Annotated in this window: 18 protein-coding genes; 9 read left to right on the forward strand and 9 right to left on the reverse strand. The window is 53.0% G+C overall.

Translation table 11 applies throughout. The annotated features are described in order from the left end of the window. Positions 1-5: 5 nt before the first annotated feature. A complete protein-coding gene (locus E0L21_RS08260) occupies positions 6-1,148 on the forward strand; it encodes a trans-sulfuration enzyme family protein (RefSeq protein ID WP_131408414.1) in 1,143 nt (380 codons plus the stop codon). A gap of 28 nt (positions 1,149-1,176) precedes the next feature. Here the strand turns inward: E0L21_RS08260 and E0L21_RS08265 are convergent, their stop codons facing one another. After that, positions 1,177-2,496: a sensor domain-containing diguanylate cyclase gene (locus tag E0L21_RS08265; protein WP_131408416.1), complete on the reverse strand. Its 1,320-nt coding sequence runs from the start codon at positions 2,494-2,496 to the stop codon at positions 1,177-1,179. 763 nt (positions 2,497-3,259) lie between these two features. On the opposite strand from E0L21_RS08265, the gene E0L21_RS08270 reads away from it, so the two are divergent. From E0L21_RS08270 to E0L21_RS08280, 3 genes are all read left to right on the forward strand, one after another. After that, complete coding sequence (locus E0L21_RS08270; RefSeq protein ID WP_131408418.1) at positions 3,260-3,976, forward strand: nitroreductase family protein; 717 nt, start codon at positions 3,260-3,262, stop codon at positions 3,974-3,976. A 125-nt stretch (positions 3,977-4,101) separates the two neighbouring features. Then, positions 4,102-4,347, forward strand: coding sequence for a type II toxin-antitoxin system CcdA family antitoxin (locus tag E0L21_RS08275; protein ID WP_131408420.1), 246 nt, complete (start codon positions 4,102-4,104; stop codon positions 4,345-4,347). Positions 4,348-4,350: 3 nt separating this feature from the next. Next, positions 4,351-4,662: a CcdB family protein gene (locus E0L21_RS08280; RefSeq protein ID WP_131408422.1), complete on the forward strand. Its 312-nt coding sequence runs from the start codon at positions 4,351-4,353 to the stop codon at positions 4,660-4,662. A 56-nt stretch (positions 4,663-4,718) separates the two neighbouring features. Here E0L21_RS08280 and E0L21_RS08285 read toward each other — a convergent pair whose 3' ends face one another. Continuing rightward, entirely contained in the window at positions 4,719-5,840 is a 1,122-nt protein-coding gene (locus E0L21_RS08285; protein ID WP_131408424.1) for a ribosomal protein uL16 3-hydroxylase, read from the reverse strand. A 64-nt stretch (positions 5,841-5,904) separates the two neighbouring features. Beyond that, a complete protein-coding gene (locus E0L21_RS08290) occupies positions 5,905-6,837 on the reverse strand; it encodes a LysR family transcriptional regulator (protein WP_131408426.1) in 933 nt (310 codons plus the stop codon). Between the two features lie 103 nt (positions 6,838-6,940). Here E0L21_RS08290 and E0L21_RS08295 point away from each other — a divergent pair, with 103 nt between their 5' ends. Further along, positions 6,941-8,008, forward strand: a complete 1,068-nt coding sequence (locus E0L21_RS08295) for an SDR family oxidoreductase (protein ID WP_131408428.1) — start codon at positions 6,941-6,943, stop codon at positions 8,006-8,008. 127 nt (positions 8,009-8,135) lie between these two features. Here the strand turns inward: E0L21_RS08295 and E0L21_RS08300 are convergent, their stop codons facing one another. From E0L21_RS08300 to E0L21_RS08310, 3 genes are all read right to left on the reverse strand, one after another. Beyond that, positions 8,136-8,318, reverse strand: coding sequence for a hypothetical protein (locus E0L21_RS08300; protein WP_131408431.1), 183 nt, complete (start codon positions 8,316-8,318; stop codon positions 8,136-8,138). Between the two features lie 8 nt (positions 8,319-8,326). Further along, complete coding sequence (locus E0L21_RS08305; RefSeq protein ID WP_131408433.1) at positions 8,327-8,566, reverse strand: hypothetical protein; 240 nt, start codon at positions 8,564-8,566, stop codon at positions 8,327-8,329. A 119-nt stretch (positions 8,567-8,685) separates the two neighbouring features. Further along, a complete protein-coding gene (locus tag E0L21_RS08310) occupies positions 8,686-9,261 on the reverse strand; it encodes a CGNR zinc finger domain-containing protein (protein WP_131408435.1) in 576 nt (191 codons plus the stop codon). 139 nt (positions 9,262-9,400) lie between these two features. Between E0L21_RS08310 and E0L21_RS08315 the strand changes: the two genes are divergently transcribed. Further along, positions 9,401-10,282, forward strand: coding sequence for an alpha/beta fold hydrolase (locus E0L21_RS08315; RefSeq protein ID WP_131408437.1), 882 nt, complete (start codon positions 9,401-9,403; stop codon positions 10,280-10,282). A 39-nt stretch (positions 10,283-10,321) separates the two neighbouring features. Here E0L21_RS08315 and E0L21_RS08320 read toward each other — a convergent pair whose 3' ends face one another. After that, entirely contained in the window at positions 10,322-11,083 is a 762-nt protein-coding gene (locus E0L21_RS08320) for a class I SAM-dependent methyltransferase (RefSeq protein ID WP_131408438.1), read from the reverse strand. A 109-nt stretch (positions 11,084-11,192) separates the two neighbouring features. On the opposite strand from E0L21_RS08320, the gene E0L21_RS08325 reads away from it, so the two are divergent. Further along, complete coding sequence (locus E0L21_RS08325; protein WP_131408440.1) at positions 11,193-11,972, forward strand: helix-turn-helix transcriptional regulator; 780 nt, start codon at positions 11,193-11,195, stop codon at positions 11,970-11,972. Positions 11,973-12,058: 86 nt separating this feature from the next. On the opposite strand, the gene ymcF is transcribed toward E0L21_RS08325, so the two are convergent. Further along, the gene (gene ymcF / locus E0L21_RS25205; RefSeq protein ID WP_131408660.1) at positions 12,059-12,247 is read right to left on the reverse strand and encodes a cold shock small protein YmcF; all 189 of its coding nucleotides are present in this window, start codon (positions 12,245-12,247) and stop codon (positions 12,059-12,061) included. 9 nt (positions 12,248-12,256) lie between these two features. Then, complete coding sequence (gene cspE, locus E0L21_RS08335) at positions 12,257-12,469, reverse strand: transcription antiterminator/RNA stability regulator CspE (protein WP_086873559.1); 213 nt, start codon at positions 12,467-12,469, stop codon at positions 12,257-12,259. Positions 12,470-12,855: 386 nt separating this feature from the next. Here cspE and uxuA point away from each other — a divergent pair, with 386 nt between their 5' ends. Both uxuA and E0L21_RS08345 read left to right on the forward strand, forming a co-directional pair. Continuing rightward, complete coding sequence (gene uxuA / locus E0L21_RS08340) at positions 12,856-13,923, forward strand: mannonate dehydratase (protein WP_131408442.1); 1,068 nt, start codon at positions 12,856-12,858, stop codon at positions 13,921-13,923. Between the two features lie 66 nt (positions 13,924-13,989). After that, entirely contained in the window at positions 13,990-15,324 is a 1,335-nt protein-coding gene (locus E0L21_RS08345; RefSeq protein WP_131408444.1) for a gluconate:H+ symporter, read from the forward strand. The last annotated feature ends 53 nt before the right edge of the window (positions 15,325-15,377 follow it).

Consider the following 15,377-nt stretch of genomic DNA (forward strand, 5'->3'; position numbering starts at 1 on the left):
ATAAAATGAAAACACTGGCAACGCAGAGCGTCCACAGCGGCGCATTCAACGACCAACACGGCGCGGTGATGCCGCCCATTTACGCCACCTCCACGTTCGCGCAGCCTGCACCGGGGCAACACACCGGTTACGAATATTCGCGCAGCGGCAACCCGACGCGCCACGCGCTGGAAACGGCCATTGCCGAGCTGGAAGGCGGCACGCGTGGTTACGCGTTTGCTTCCGGCCTTGCCAGCATCTCCACCGTGCTGGAGTTGCTGGATAAAGACAGCCATCTGGTGGCAATTGATGATGTTTACGGCGGCACTTACCGCCTGATTGAAAATGTGCGCCGCCGCAGCGCCGGGTTACAGGTGAGCTGGGTCAAACCGGACGATATTGCCGGGCTCGAAGCCGCTATTCGCCCCGACACGCGGATGATCTGGGTGGAAACGCCAACCAACCCGTTGCTGAAGCTGGCGGATCTGGCGGCGATTGCCGCCATCGCCAAGCGTCACAATATTCTCAGCGTGGCAGATAACACTTTCGCGTCGCCGGTTATCCATCGCCCGCTGGAATTAGGGTTTGATATCGTGGTGCATTCGGCCACGAAATACCTGAACGGGCACTCTGATGTGGTTGCTGGTTTGGCTGTGGTCGGCGATAACCCGGCGCTGGCTGAAAAACTCGGTTATCTGCAAAACGCCGTGGGCGGGGTGCTCGATCCGTTCAGCAGTTTCCTCACGTTACGCGGCATTCGCACGCTTTCCCTGCGCGTGGAGCGCCACAGCAGCAACGCGTTGGCTCTCGCCCGCTGGCTGGAACAGCAACCGCAGGTGGAAAAAGTCTGGTTCCCGTGGCTGGAATCGCACCCGCATTATCAGCTGGCGCGCAAACAGATGGCGCTGCCGGGCGGCATGATTTCGGTGGTCATCAAAGGCGACGACGCGCGGGCGACAGAGATTATCAATAAGCTGAAACTGTTTACGCTGGCGGAAAGCCTGGGCGGTGTAGAGAGCCTGGTCAGCCAGCCGTTTAGCATGACTCACGCGTCAATTCCGCTTGAACAGCGCCTGGCAAACGGCATCACACCGCAGCTGATCCGCCTGTCGGTGGGCATTGAAGATGAACACGATCTAATTGCTGACTGGAAACACGCGCTGGCGTAATCACGTAAACCGGGAGCCATCAGGCTCCCTACGACGTTAACGGGCTATCCCACGCCGACACCACCTGGTTGCGGCCCTGTTTTTTCGCGGCATACAGCGCCCTATCGGCTCGGTGAATAAGGCCGCTGGCAATCATATGCGGCGGTTTACCTTCAAAATGCACTTGCCCGGCTTGCAATGTCGCCACACCAATACTGATGGTCAAAAAACCGGTCGGGCTGGCCGCGTGCGGTACGCTGAGCGCGTTGATATTGCCACGCACATCTTCGGCAACATTCATCGCCTGCATCAGGTTCGTCCCCGGCAGGATAATCAGAAACTCTTCGCCACCGTAACGGCTGACGTTATCGCCGCTGCGCAAGCGTGACGAGGTGAGCGTGCGGGCAACCAGGCGCAGGCAATCGTCCCCGGCCTGATGCCCCTGGGTATCGTTGTAGTTTTTGAAGTAGTCGATATCAGCCAGACACACCGACAGCGGAAAATCATCCTGCAAGGCGCGGGAAATCTCGGCTAGCAGACACTCATCCATATAGCGACGGTTAAACAATCCGGTCAGGTGATCGTGTTGCGCGTACTGCTGCAATATTTTATTTGCGCTGGCGAGCTTGTGCTCCGCCTGCCGACGTTCCGTGATATCAACCCACGTGACCGATAACCCCACCACCATATCCATGGCGTCATAGACCGGTACAGCCTGAATATCGTAACAGCGATCGCGCCAGCCCAACTCGCGTGACGGCAGCGCCTCGCGCTTATCCGCCAGGGCGAAATCCGTCAGGAAAAAAGGCCAGTAATCGGGCATCAAACGCTGAAAGTGATCCTCCGTTTCCAGCGCGTCGCCCAACAATTTTGCCATCGCCTTGTTGGACATCACCATACGGCCATGGCGATCAATCATACACAGCGCCACCGGCGTGGTTTCGTAAATGGTCTCCAGTTGCAGCACCCGCTCGCCAAGGTTGGAGATGTTGCGATCAATCCCGCGATAACCGCGCAGCTCGCCCTGCTCATCAAACAGCGGGATGCCGCTGGTTTCCAGCACCACAATGCTACCATCGGCGCGTTGATTGCGGTTGACCAGGCCAGAAAACGCACGTTTCTCCATGACAATCGCGCCAAACGCGCCCGCCACACGTTCCGCTTCGCCGGGCGGCATAAAATCAAAAGGGGTTTTGCCAATGACCTCGTCGGGCGGTACGCCGAGTAATTCCGTTACGACCTCGGAAGACCACGTATAGCGTCCCTGCGCGTCAACTTCCCACACCCAGTCAGAATTGATGTGCAGCAATTCGAAGAGATGTTTTGCATCTTCGTCCTGGTGATCCAGCCGTTTTTTTTCATTATTCATGGTTTCTGTTCCGCATGGCCCGCTATGCGCGCAACAACTTGCCTGGTCAGCGTGGTGAAGGCAAGAAATATTCACCACAAAAATACATCTATCTATTTTGTTAAATTCTTCACTAACCCGTTGAAAGTAAAAAATTAACACTTATTTTGGGAAGGTTTTTTACCAGCATTCCTGTCTCAGAGAGCCGGTTTTGCGCCTGCTTACAATGCCTCCTATTACCAGAGGTAAAATAGCCAAACTTATTGCACCAAGACTTTTCGCACAGCTTATCGCTTATTAAAAACAATGAATATCGACAGCAGAAAAAATAAAAATATCACCCTACAGGATGACCAGCATGATTGTGTCGTCGGTCATCGGTGCGGGCGCATTCCGCTCTGCCATAAGCTGAAACGTTAAAAGAATGATATAAAGCAAAAAGTTAGTTAATAATGAATTATTAACAGCATTGTTCTAAATATCCCTTTTGCCTTTATTTTAAAAATTAAACGCCGCTCTTTTCGAAATGTCGTTGAATATTATTGTGCATACTTCACCTGCAAGGTGAAAATCTGTCACATAATCGGTAATAAATGCGAGGTTCAGGATTAACTCAAACGTATTGTCTTTTCCACATCATCACAATATTGATGCCACGACGCACCATTTTTTGTGCCAAATACCACGCTTTCTTCCATCTATTTGAAGGATCGAAATTCTCTGGCGTATGCTCTGATAATGAGACTTTTAACCCTACTGACGCTCATGACAGGAGCCGCACCTGATGGATCCGTTTCAGCAGATATTGAAATCGACACTCGCCCGTACCGATGACGCACCGCAGGCCGTCAAGCCCCAGGCATTGCTGGAAGCGGAGTTAAAACCGAGGATTGCCCACATTGCAGTGGACGACTTCCTCTCGCTTGCCAAAGCGCGCAGGACCATTTATACCCTCGGCAAAGATTTACCCATTGCCGAAGATAACGTGGTTGAAATTATTAAAGAGGCTATCCGCCAGGCGCCGTCGGCATTTAACTCACAAAGTTCGCGGGCGCTGATCCTGCTTGGTAAAGAGCATGATCGTTTCTGGGAGATGGTGCGCGATCAGCTGCGCAAAGTGATCCCGGCGGAGAGCTTTCATGCCACCTCCGATAAACTCGACGGCTTTGCCGCCGCAGCCGGTTCCGTGCTGTTTTTTGAAGATCAGGAAGTGGTCACTCATCTGCAGCGTCAGTACATCGCTTATGCCGACAATTTCCCCGTCTGGTCAGAACAGAGCAGCGGTATCGCCCAGTACGCGGTGTGGCTGGCGCTGGCGGAAAAGAGCATTGGCACCAATCTGCAACACTACAACCCGTTAATTGATCTCGATGTTCGCGCCGCGTGGCAAATCCCGGAAAGCTGGAAGCTGCGCGCAGAAATGAATTTTGGTTCGATTGTCGCTGCCGCTGACGAAAAGAGCTATATCGACGACGATAAGCGCTTTATCGTCGCGAGATAAAGATATTGCCCGCTGAGCGGGCAATATCTTTCTGGCTACCGTGTATTGTTATTGTGCAAATTTTGGTTGGATGACGTGCAAGAGCCTGCGTATACTACACACATATATACACAGGAGTGAATGCCATGCCTGCTGCTGCAGCTAAACAGAGAAACAAGCAAAACGTCAGTGTGACCGTCGAGCGCGACCTACTGGAACTCGCGCGCAAAGAGGGCATCAACCTTTCAAAAATGCTGGCGACCGCCTTGCAAGGTGAACTTCGCAATCTGGCAGCTGAGCGCTGGAAGCGCGAAAATGCCGCCGCCATTGCCGATTTAAATGAATTCATTGCCGAACGCGGGCACTTCTCGGATGAACACAGGAAGTTTTAATCCATGCAATATTCGGTTTATCGGAACAAAAGTAACAGCCGGGATTTCCCGTTTCTGCTGGATGTACAGAGCGATATTATCGGTAGCATGAACTCGCGGGTGGTGATCCCGCTCTGCCCACTGGCGGATTACAAAGATCGCCGCCGGGTTGAGAGGTTAAATCCGGTACTGGAGATCGAAGGGAACTCGTATTTGTTACTGACCCATGATCTTGCAGGCGTCAGCCTGACGATTTTGGGTGAAGAGGTTTGCAGTATGCGCGCGCAGCGCGACGTTATCCGCAACGCGATGGATTTTATTTTTGACGGGATTTGAAGTGACTGAACATCTTAAATGCTCAGTCACTTTATTGCTGGAAACACGAGCAAATTTTACTCGGCGAAGTACCAGTAACCCTGATTCACCAAATCGGTCAGTTCCTGGGCAAAAGCCGGATTATCCAGCGCGTTGCCCAGCTCTTTGCGGCCGATAACGGTGTAGCGACACAGCGCATCGGCGGCTTGCGCATCGGCCGTGTCCAGGTATTCGCTATTGATAAAGACGCTGCCGTCAACGTTTAGCACACGCAAACCACTCAGACGCGTCAGCACCTGCCCCTCTTTTAGCGCATCGACAATGTCCTCAACGCGGTAATCGTCTGGCTCCGGTGCGACATCCAGTTCGTGGCGCGGCGTGGAGATAAAGCTACCGAACCACTGTTTGAAATGCTCCGGCTGGCTAATCAACTCAATCATCATATTGCGCACGCGCTCCAGCTCATACTCTTCTACCCGGCCAGCATGTTCGCGGCAGGTTAAATCCGGGTCGCTGTAGTGCTCGTTCCCAAGATCGTTTTCCAGCGCGTAATCAGCAAAGCTGCTGATCAGATCGCGGCCGTTCGGCCCACGAAATCCAATTGAGTAGTTGAACGCTTCCTGGTGAGTAAAACCGTCATGCGGGAATCCTGGCGGGATATAGAGAATGTCGCCCGGTTCCAAATCTTCATCAATGATCGGCGGGAACGGATCAACATGCAGCAGCGCCGGGTGCGGGCAGAACTGGCGCATCGGCAGTTTATCGCCCACGCGCCAGCGACGGCTGCCCATCCCCTGAATAATAAATACGTCGTACTGGTCGATATGCGGGCCAACGCCGCCGCCTGGCACGGAGTAGGAGATCATCAGGTCGTCAAAACGCCACTCCGGCAGCACGCGAAACGGCTTCACCAGCTCGGCAGACGGCATATGCCAGTGGTTGACCGCCTGCGCCAGCAGCGACCAGTCTTTTTCGCCTAAATGATCAAACGATTCAAACGGGCCATTCCATGCCTGCCACTGACCATTCACATGGCTGACAATGCGGCTGTCGACTTCCGGTTCCATCGCCAGCCCTGCCAGTTCGTCTGGCGTAATCGGGTCGACAAAATCAGGGAACGCGCGTTTCAGGACAACAGGTTTCTTTTGCCAGTATTTTTCAAGAAATTCCGGCCAGTTGAGGTTGAGTTGGTAAGCCATAAATCACACCAGTGAGAAGGGAAACGGGGCTGATTATAAAGAGAGTCAGCTATCTAACGCCTTGTCATTGGTCAAGTGCTGGTGCAGCAAGCGGCGGAGATATCTCCAGCGCGCCGAGCGCCATCAGTAGCGCATCCACTTTTGGCAATAACTGTTTACGCCGCGGCCACACCAGCGTAAGCGCCAGCCCGTGCGGCTGGCAGTGCGGCATAATCACCTCTAACTCGCCGCGCTGCACGTGCGCGTGCACCAGCCATGTCGGCATCTGCCCAACACCTAACCCGGCACAAAGCGCCTGAACCTGCGCATCGACATCACCGAGCGCCATGCGATACGGCACGCTGCGCCAGGCCGGGTGCCCGTCGGCGGTGGTAAATAACCACGGTTTGGTGCTGCCATCCACCCGCTCATAAAGAATGGCCCGGTGCTGCATCAGCTCCGCCTCATTTTGTGGTGTCCCGGCGCGTTGCAGGTAATCGGGCGCGGCGCAAAAAACCATCTTTTCACGGCCAATTTGCCGGCACCCCAGCGACGCTGGCAAATCAACGGTTTGCCCGATGCGTACAGCAACGTCGATCCCCTCGTCGAAGAGATCCACAAAACGATCGGAGAAAGTCAGGCTAAGATCAATTTCCGGGTGCTGCTGACAAAACGGGATCAGCAGCGGCATCACGCCCAACCGCCCGTAGGTGTTTGGCACGGCGAGGCGCAACCGCCCGGCAGGGATAGTGCGATGCGCCGCCAGCACCGATTCGGCTTCCGCCAACTCCTCAAGGATGCGAATGCAGGTCTGGTAATACGCGTTCCCGGCATCGGTGACTTCAAGGCGGCGCGTGGTGCGCTCCAGCAAACGCGAACCCAGCCGCGCTTCGAGGCGGGCGACACTTTTACTGACCGCCGAACCGGTCAGATGCAGGCGTTCTGCCGCTGCGGTGAAACTCCCCTCTTCGACGCTGGCGACGAAGGGGACGATATCTTTCAGACGTTGATCGCTCATGGCATTAGTGAATTTAAGTTGCGAATGGTGTGAATAAATACCAGAGATAAGAAATTAATTCTCTATTAGCCTGTGAGATAGACGAAACGTAGAGGAACATCTCATGCAGAAAAAAGCATTAATTGTCGGCATCAGCGGCGTGATTGGCCGGGCGCTGGCGGAAAAACTGCTGGCAGAAGGCTGGCAAGTATCAGGTTTATCACGCGGGCGCGGCGCGGTTCCGGCAGGATGCACTAGCCTGACGGCGGATTTAACCGACGCGGCGGCAGTCAAAGAGGCGCTGAAAAACGAGAAACCCGATGCGCTGTTCTTTAGCGTCTGGGCGCGCCAGGAAAATGAAAAAGCCAATATTCGCGTCAATGGCGCAATGGTGAAAAACGTCATTGAGGCGCTGGGCGAGCGCCTGGCCGGGGCGCATGTCGCGCTGGTTACCGGCATGAAACATTATCTTGGCCCCTTCGAAGCCTACGGCAAAGGCAATGTACCGGTAACGCCTTTTCGCGAAGAGCAAGGCCGCCAGGACGTGGATAATTTCTACTACGCTCAGGAAGATGAAGTCTTTGCCGGAGCGAAAAAATATGGTTACCGCTGGAGCGTACATCGCCCGCACAGCATTATCGGTTATGCGCTCGGCAACGCCATGAACATGGGGCTGACGCTGGCGGTTTACGCCACGTTGTGCCGCGAAAAAGGGTGGCCGTTTATCTTCCCCGGTTCGCCTGAGCAGTGGAACGGTGTCTCCGATGTGACCGACGCCGGGTTACTGGCTGAGCAACTGAGCTGGGCAGCGGTGAGCGAAGGTGGCGAGAACGAAGATTTTAACGCAGTGAATGGCGATGTGTTCCGCTGGAACTGGTTATGGCCACGGCTAGCGGCGTATTTCGGTATTGAAGCGGCCGCGTTCCCGGCAAGCATGATGCCGCTGGAAGGGCGCATGCAAGAGGCGCAAGCCGCGTGGACGGAGATCGCTGGCAAGTACCAACTGGCGGAATCAGATATCGGTAAACTGGCCTCCTGGTGGCACACGGATGCCGATCTCGGTCGCCCGATGGAAGCCTTCGCCGACATGAGCAAAAGCCGCAAAGCCGGTTTTACCGGTTATCGCAGCACGCTGGATTCCTTCACTGCGCTGTTTGACCGCCTGAAAGCAGAAAACATTATCCCGCGCTAGGCCAGTAATTTGCCCGGCGGCGCTGGCATGCCGGGCATTTCCTCCGTTACGTTTCTACGCCATCTGCGGGCCTGTTCCAGCATTGCACCTTGCTACGCCTCGATATGTACCGTTTTCCCCTGCCCATTCATATACCGTGCCTGGCACCATATTTGGCAGCGATATGAATATGCTGCAGCGAGACATTTCGTACGGCAGATTCCGACAAACCGCTAAAGATCATCGCGTGATCCGCATTCGTGGCGGTGAGATATGAAATATCGACGCCGTTGATTTTCGGTTGTGAGGCGGTGACTGGCGCATTTTTCATGGGTGAAATCAAGGTGTTGCTCTGCGCCCCGACTGGCCGCTGTAACGGCTGATCGCCAGAATCGGCGTTGCCACGTTGGCCATCGTCAGATGATTGGCCACCAGCGTGGCTCCCGCGATCTCGTGCACTACATAATTGAATGGCGTAGATATGAGAGTTTTGCCATCCGTTTTGCCGGAAAAATCTTTTCGAAGACAACGGGCCTGCGCCATAAAAGAGGTCACCAGCGCCCGTAGAGATTGATTCATAAGCCCTCTACTCATGCGTAAATTTATAACAGTGACTTCTGCGAAAATTTAGCACTGCAAGAAGACTCTTGTGCAAAATCGCTTATTTCACCGCGGCTTATTCATCGTTAAGCCACGGATTAATTGCTTTTGGCCCGGAACCTGGCCACTTTCGCCCGGTTGCCGCACAGCGCCATGCTGCACCAGCGGCGACGATGCGCTTTGGTTTTATCGTAAAACCACAGTGTGCAATCCGGGTGCTCGCACTGGCGAATATAGTCAAACTGCCCGTTTGCCAGTAACGCCGCCGCCAGCTCTGCGACCGGAGCAAGGGCTTGCTGCGGCGTATCAAGGAGATAAACGCGCTGCGTTTGCAGCGAGCCTTGCGCATCCATTTCGAGGCGTACGTGGCTTTGCGCCTGCGCCAGCCAGTCGTTAAGTGCGTCCAGCGGCAGTTCCCGCCCGTGCTTTTTCTCTTCGACCAACAGGCGAATCAATGCCCTCAGCTTACGCGCCTCGGCCAGCAACGCTCCCGGCTTTGCCATTGCGTTAACCTGCAACCCGATATGCTGTAACCACTGGCGCACATCTTCATCGGATTGCCAAAAATCATGCGGCGATTTTTCCGCCATCGCCAGCGTGTTGATGAAATCCAGCGCATGGTCTTCGGCAATAAACCACGGGCCTTCTGCGCCAGGTAACGTGGCTGCTGTCATCGTTGTTCTCCCCTGAGTCTCGTTCACCCGCACATTGTAACCTATAAAATACATTTTACACAGTTACATTGTTTCGCCATACTCAGCGTTGAAGTAACCCTATAAATTAACTTTTAACGGTTTCAAAAGAGGTAACGATATGGCTGCCAATACGCATTTCCCGATTCGCTATCTGTTTGTAGACGTCGATGGCGTCAATGTGTTTTACCGTGAAGCCGGTAACCCGGAAAACCCGGTTTTACTGCTGCTGCACGGCTTTCCCAGCTCTTCACATCAGTTTCGCGAGCTGATCCCGCTGCTGGCAGATAAGTTTCACCTTATCGCCCCGGATCTGCCCGGCTTCGGCTTTACCGAAGTCCCCACTGAACGTAATTACACCTATAGCTTTGATGGGCTGGCAAACACGCTGATTGCCTTCGTCGATGCGCTCAATCTGCAACGTTTCGCCATGTATGTTTTCGATTACGGCGCACCGACTGGATTGCGGTTAGCGCTGCATTATCCAGAGCGGGTAAGCGGGTTTATTTCGCAAAATGGCAATGCGTATCTGGAAGGTTTAGGTGATGCATGGGCACCGGTTCAGGCTTACTGGCACACACCAACAGCGGAAAATCGCCAGGTTGTTCACGATGCAATTCTCAATCTGGAAGGGACAAAATGGCAATATCTGCACGGCGTGCGCGATCCGCAAAGCGTCGCACCGGAAGGGTATCAGCTGGATGCGCTCCTGATGGAGCGATCGGGGAATAAAGCGATCCAGTTGGATCTGTTTCTCGATTACGCCAACAACCTGAAGCGCTACCCTGAGTTTCAGGCCTTTTTCCGCACCCACCAGCCGCCCGCGTTGATTATCTGGGGCGAGCACGATCCGTTTTTTATCCCACCAGGCGCGCACGCTTATAAACGCGATAACCCAAACGCGGTGGTCGAGCTGCTTGATACCGGGCATTTCGCGCTGGAAACCCATGTCGGTTACATTGCCCAGCGCATTCGTGACGTGATCGGTAGCGCGATTGGCTAAGACATCGGTGCGCCCCGCACGGTGGGCGCACGGTTTTGCTTACACGCGCGTCTGGAACATCAGCGTATCGGAAGTAAATGATCCATCGTCGCCAATGAGAAAGTGCGCTTTTACCTCATCCGAGGTTTGGTTTTGCAGGTAGCGGATCGCCGCGCGCAATACCTCCGGCGTATTCATGCGTTCCACCCAGGCGTGATATTCCAGCCCCAGCCGATCAGAAACCATCTTCTCAACCAGCATGCCGCTTTGCTGGGTCATTTGCAGCCACTCGGCTGGAGAGTAGTTGCGCACGTGGGACGGATCGCGCAGCACTTCAATGGTTTGCAGCCAGATATCCAGCACCGGGCGGCCGGGCGAGGCAATATCCATCAGGATAAATTTCCCACCGGGTTTCAGCACGCGTTTCACTTCACGCAGCGCGAGTGCCACATCATGCCAGTGGTGCGCCGAGTAGCGGCTGATCACCACGTCAAATGTTTTGTCGGCAAATGGCAGCTTTTCCGCCGCGCCATGGGCGGTGGTGATGTTGTGTAACTGACGATCACTCGCCGCCTGGCGCACTACCGCCAGCATTTTTTCCGACAAATCATACGCCGTCACCTCGCGCACCACGCCTGCGGCGGCAAAACTGGCATGCCCGGCACCGCAGCCTAAATCCAGCAGCGAGGCATCCGCATCATTATCCAGCCACTCGACCAGACGCACTAAATCCGCGCCTTGCGCATGCACCTGACTTGTCAGGTATGCCTGAGCCTGGTCGCCAAACTGCTTTTTTGTTAACTCATGATGATTAATCGCCATTCTCTTTTTCCTTTTTTAGCACGACAAAAAGTTGCTCTTTGGCGACTATACGACCGCATTTATAGGGGTACAATATGTGTACTTATACTGGTATTAACGAGTACCACCCATGGAAAGTACCTTATTTGCCGGGCCGAAAACTCTTGGCGCTTTTTTGCGATCGCAGCGGGAAAACACCGCGCCTGCGGATATTGGTTTGCCAGCTCAAGGGCGACGGCGTACGCGCGGATTGCGGCGGGAAGAAGTGGCGCAGCTAAGCGGCATCAGTACCACCTGGTATACGTGGATTGAGCAAGGGCGGGATATTGTTGTTTCACCGCAAACCCTATCGAATATCGCGAGCGTGTTAAAAATGACTGCCGCAGAGCGCAAATATTTATTTCATCTGGCATTGCAAAACGATCCGCAGGAAGAGCACGTCATCACGGTTGAACCTTCTGTGCTGGCCACGGTGAATCAGATGGCTTGCCCCTGCTATTTGCTGGATTTGATGTGGAATATGCTGGCGTGGAATAAACCCGCGGAGGCACTGTTCAGCGGCTGGCTGGATAAGGAGGCCGAACCGAATATGATGAGTTTTATGTTTCGCCATCCGCTGGCGCAAACGCTGGTTGCCAACTGGGAAACGCGCGCTAGCCGGATTGTCGCCGAGTTACGTGCGGACGCGATGCATTATCCCCACGACAAAGGGCTGAACCAGTTTGTGCAGAGCCTGAGTAATGATAGCGAACTGTTTCGTGCGTTCTGGTCGCGCCAGCAAGTGGTGGTGCGTGAGGGTGGTGAGCGCGTTTTTCATCATCCACACCAAGGCGAGCTGCACTACCGGCAGATGACCTGGCAGTTAACCAGCAACCGTTCGATCAAAATGATTATGTTAATGGCCGGGTAATGTGGGTGCGGGTTGTGTACGTCGCAGGAGGATGGGGTTGATTGCTAAAATAAAAAAACAGGTCAGAAAACTGACCTGTTTTTTTATTATTTACGGAATTCCAGTGGTGCCTGGCTGGCCTGGACAAATGCGGCGATGTTATCAAATGTGGTCATTGCTGATTTGCAAAAAATACATTTGGCACCGACCGGATTTTTCTCAGTCATATCAAAACTGGAAATTCGGTATTGCGACCCGTGGCAGCACGGGCAGCGAAAATGAATATGGTTAATAATTCTAAATCCTTAGCGCGGAATCACGTTAGCCGCAGCCGGGCCTTTCGGACCGTTTTCAATAGTGAATTCAACTTCTTGATTTTCTTCAAGAGTGCGGAATGCATTGCTCTGGATAGCGGAGAAATGTACGAATACATCTTTGCTGCCATCTTTCGGAGTAATGAAACCGAAGCCTTTCTCAGCGTTGAACCATTTAACGATACCGTTCATTTTAGTAGACATGCTTGTTACCTTCTTTTTATTTCGCCGAATGCGGCAGTAATGGTCTGAGACATTATTTTTTATCAGAGTGTAAAGCGAAGACCCAAAAAGAAGTAGCAAGGAGGCACTTAGAGATGAGAAAGACTTTAGTGAACTGCTGGAGATAATGATTTATCAAACCGACGACGCATTAACGCATGGTTGCTTTGGCAGCGCAAGCACTATTTTAAAAATATTTGTCAATAAAACGTTATCAGCAGATTAACGCGCTGTTCTGTTTGCTTCTAAGAGGTTCAATCCCGACAAAGGGGTTTGTGTGAAGTGGATCGCACAAATGCGCTTACCGCCCGGTTATTATCAATACTAGTATGGCAGTTAAGAAAAAACGTTCAAAGGTGGTAATGAGCATGCAAATGACAATGCGCTGGTTTGGTCCAGTTGAAGACAAAATTCCGCTGGAGCATATCCGGCAAGTTCCCGGCGTCGAAGGTGTCGTTGGCGCGCTTTATGATGTTCCGGTTGGCGACGTGTGGCCAAAAGCGAAAATCCGTGCGCTTGCCGATCAGGTACATCAGGCCGGTTTAAAGATGGAAGTCATTGAAAGTGTGAACATTCATGATGATATCAAAATTGGCCTGCCCAGCCGCGAGCCGTTAATTGCCAACTATCAGCAGACCATCCGCAACCTGGCGGAAGTCGGCGTGAAGGTGATTTGCTATAACTTCATGCCGGTTTTCGACTGGATGAAAACCGACATGAACTACGTTCTACCAGACGGTTCACTCACGATGGCGTTCGAGAAAAAAGGCATCGATAAAACTCTCGACGAAGTCGTAAAAGAAGTGCTGGAAAATTCCAACGGTTTCGCCCTGCCCGGCTGGGAGCCAGAACGTTTGGCAAAAGTGCAGGAGCTGTTTGCCAAATATAAAGATGTCGACGACGCAAAATTGCGCGAAAACCTGGTCTATTTTCTTGAACGTATTATTCCGGTGTGTGAAGAAGTTGGCATAAAAATGGCAATCCACCCGGACGATCCACCGTATTCTATTTTTGGTCTGCCGCGCATTGTAAAAAACCGCGACGATCTCGACTGGATTTGTAATGCAGTAGATTCTGAAGCGAACGGTATTACATTATGCACCGGTTCCATTGCTGAAGATCCGGATAATAACGTCTACCAAATCCTCGCAGAATTTACCCGCCGTAAACGTATCCACTTTGCCCACGTAAGAAATATTAAGCTCATTAAAGATAAAGATTTTTATGAGTCTGCGCATTTATCCCGTTACGGCTCGCTGGATATGTTCCAGGTGATGAAATCTCTCTACGACAATGGTTTTGATGGCTATATCCGCCCCGACCACGGGCGCTTTATCTGGGGGGAAACCGGCCGTCCAGGCTACGGGCTCTACGACCGCGCCCTCGGTGTCACTTACCTGCACGGCTTGTGGGAAGCGCTCGAAAAACAACATTAATAAAATGTCATTCAGGCCGGTGGCTCCACCGGCTTTCATTTAAGGCAAATCCGTAAGGTATTCTCTATGTCTCCGTTACTCGCGCTATTTTGGGTGCTGGTTGGTATTGCACTCCTGGTCGTTATGAACCTTAAATATAAATTCCATAATATTTTCGCCTTACTGATCGCAGGGATATTTGTTGCGATCATGGAAGGCATTCCGCTGGATAAAATTGTCACAGTTATTCAAGACGGCCTGGGAAGTATTCTCGGCCATCTCGCATTGATTATTATTTTTGGCGCGATTATCGGTAAATTTATGACCGAATCCGGTGCCAGCCAACGCATTGCGGATAATGTCATTGAACGCTGCGGTACGCGGTTTCTTTCGGTCGGGCTGATGTTTATCGGCGTTATTTTTGGCATCGCCATGTTTTATGAAGTGGCGTTTCTGATTGCCATGCCGCTGGTGCTGAATATCGCTAAAAAAGCCAACATTCCGTACATGAAATTAGTGGTGCCAACCGTGGTAGGCGCGACCATGGGACACAGCCTGTTCCCGCCGCAGCCGGGTCCGGTAGCGCTCATCAGCGCGTTCAACGCCGATATTGTGCAGGTCTATCTGTACGGCATTTTAGTGATTATCCCGGCGCTGTTTTGCGCGGGCATTCTGCTGCCCAAATACCTGCCAGGTATTAAAGCGATTCCGTTGAATTCCCTGATGAAACCGGTCGAAGAAAAAACCGCGCAGGATCTGCCACCGTTTAGCATCAGCATTCTGATCCCGCTGATCCCGGCGGTGCTGATGATTGTCGCGTCGATTATCAAAGGGTTAATGCCCACAGGATCGGCGCTGGTGAAAGTCTGTATCTTCTTTGGCAGCGCGGAAATCAGCATGCTGCTGGCCACGCTGGCAGCAATCTGGTTCCTCGGTATCAAGCGTGGAATGTCGGCTGAAGGCGTCACCCACTGCGCCAGTGACGCGATTGCGAAAATTGCCAACGTGCTGTTTGTCATCAGCGCCGGCGGTATTCTGAAACAGGTGATTGTGGTTTCCGGCGTGGGTAACCACATCGTGGACATTATGAGTCACGTTCCGCTGTCGCCGTTCATCGTGGCGTGGATAATCACGGCGATCATCCGCATTCTCACCGGGCAAGGCGCCGTCGCAGCCATCACCTCTGCGGGTATCGTCGCGCCAATGGTCGGCGCGTTTCACCTCAACCCGGCGCTGATGTGCCTGGCCGTAGCCTGCGGCAGCAACACCATTACGCTGATGTACGACGGCGGTTTTCTGCTGTTTAAAGAGACGTTCGGCATATCGATGAAAGACACCTTCAAAACCTGGGGGCTGCTGGAGTTAATTAACTCTGTGGTCGGCCTGGGTATGGTTCTGCTGCTCAGTCTATTTATCGCTTAGCAGATGAAAACCAGCGGGAACACGAACGTTCCCGTCCGCTTCTCTTTCAGGAA

The organism is Kosakonia quasisacchari (assembly GCF_004331415.1).
Taxonomy (GTDB): domain Bacteria; phylum Pseudomonadota; class Gammaproteobacteria; order Enterobacterales; family Enterobacteriaceae; genus Kosakonia; species Kosakonia quasisacchari.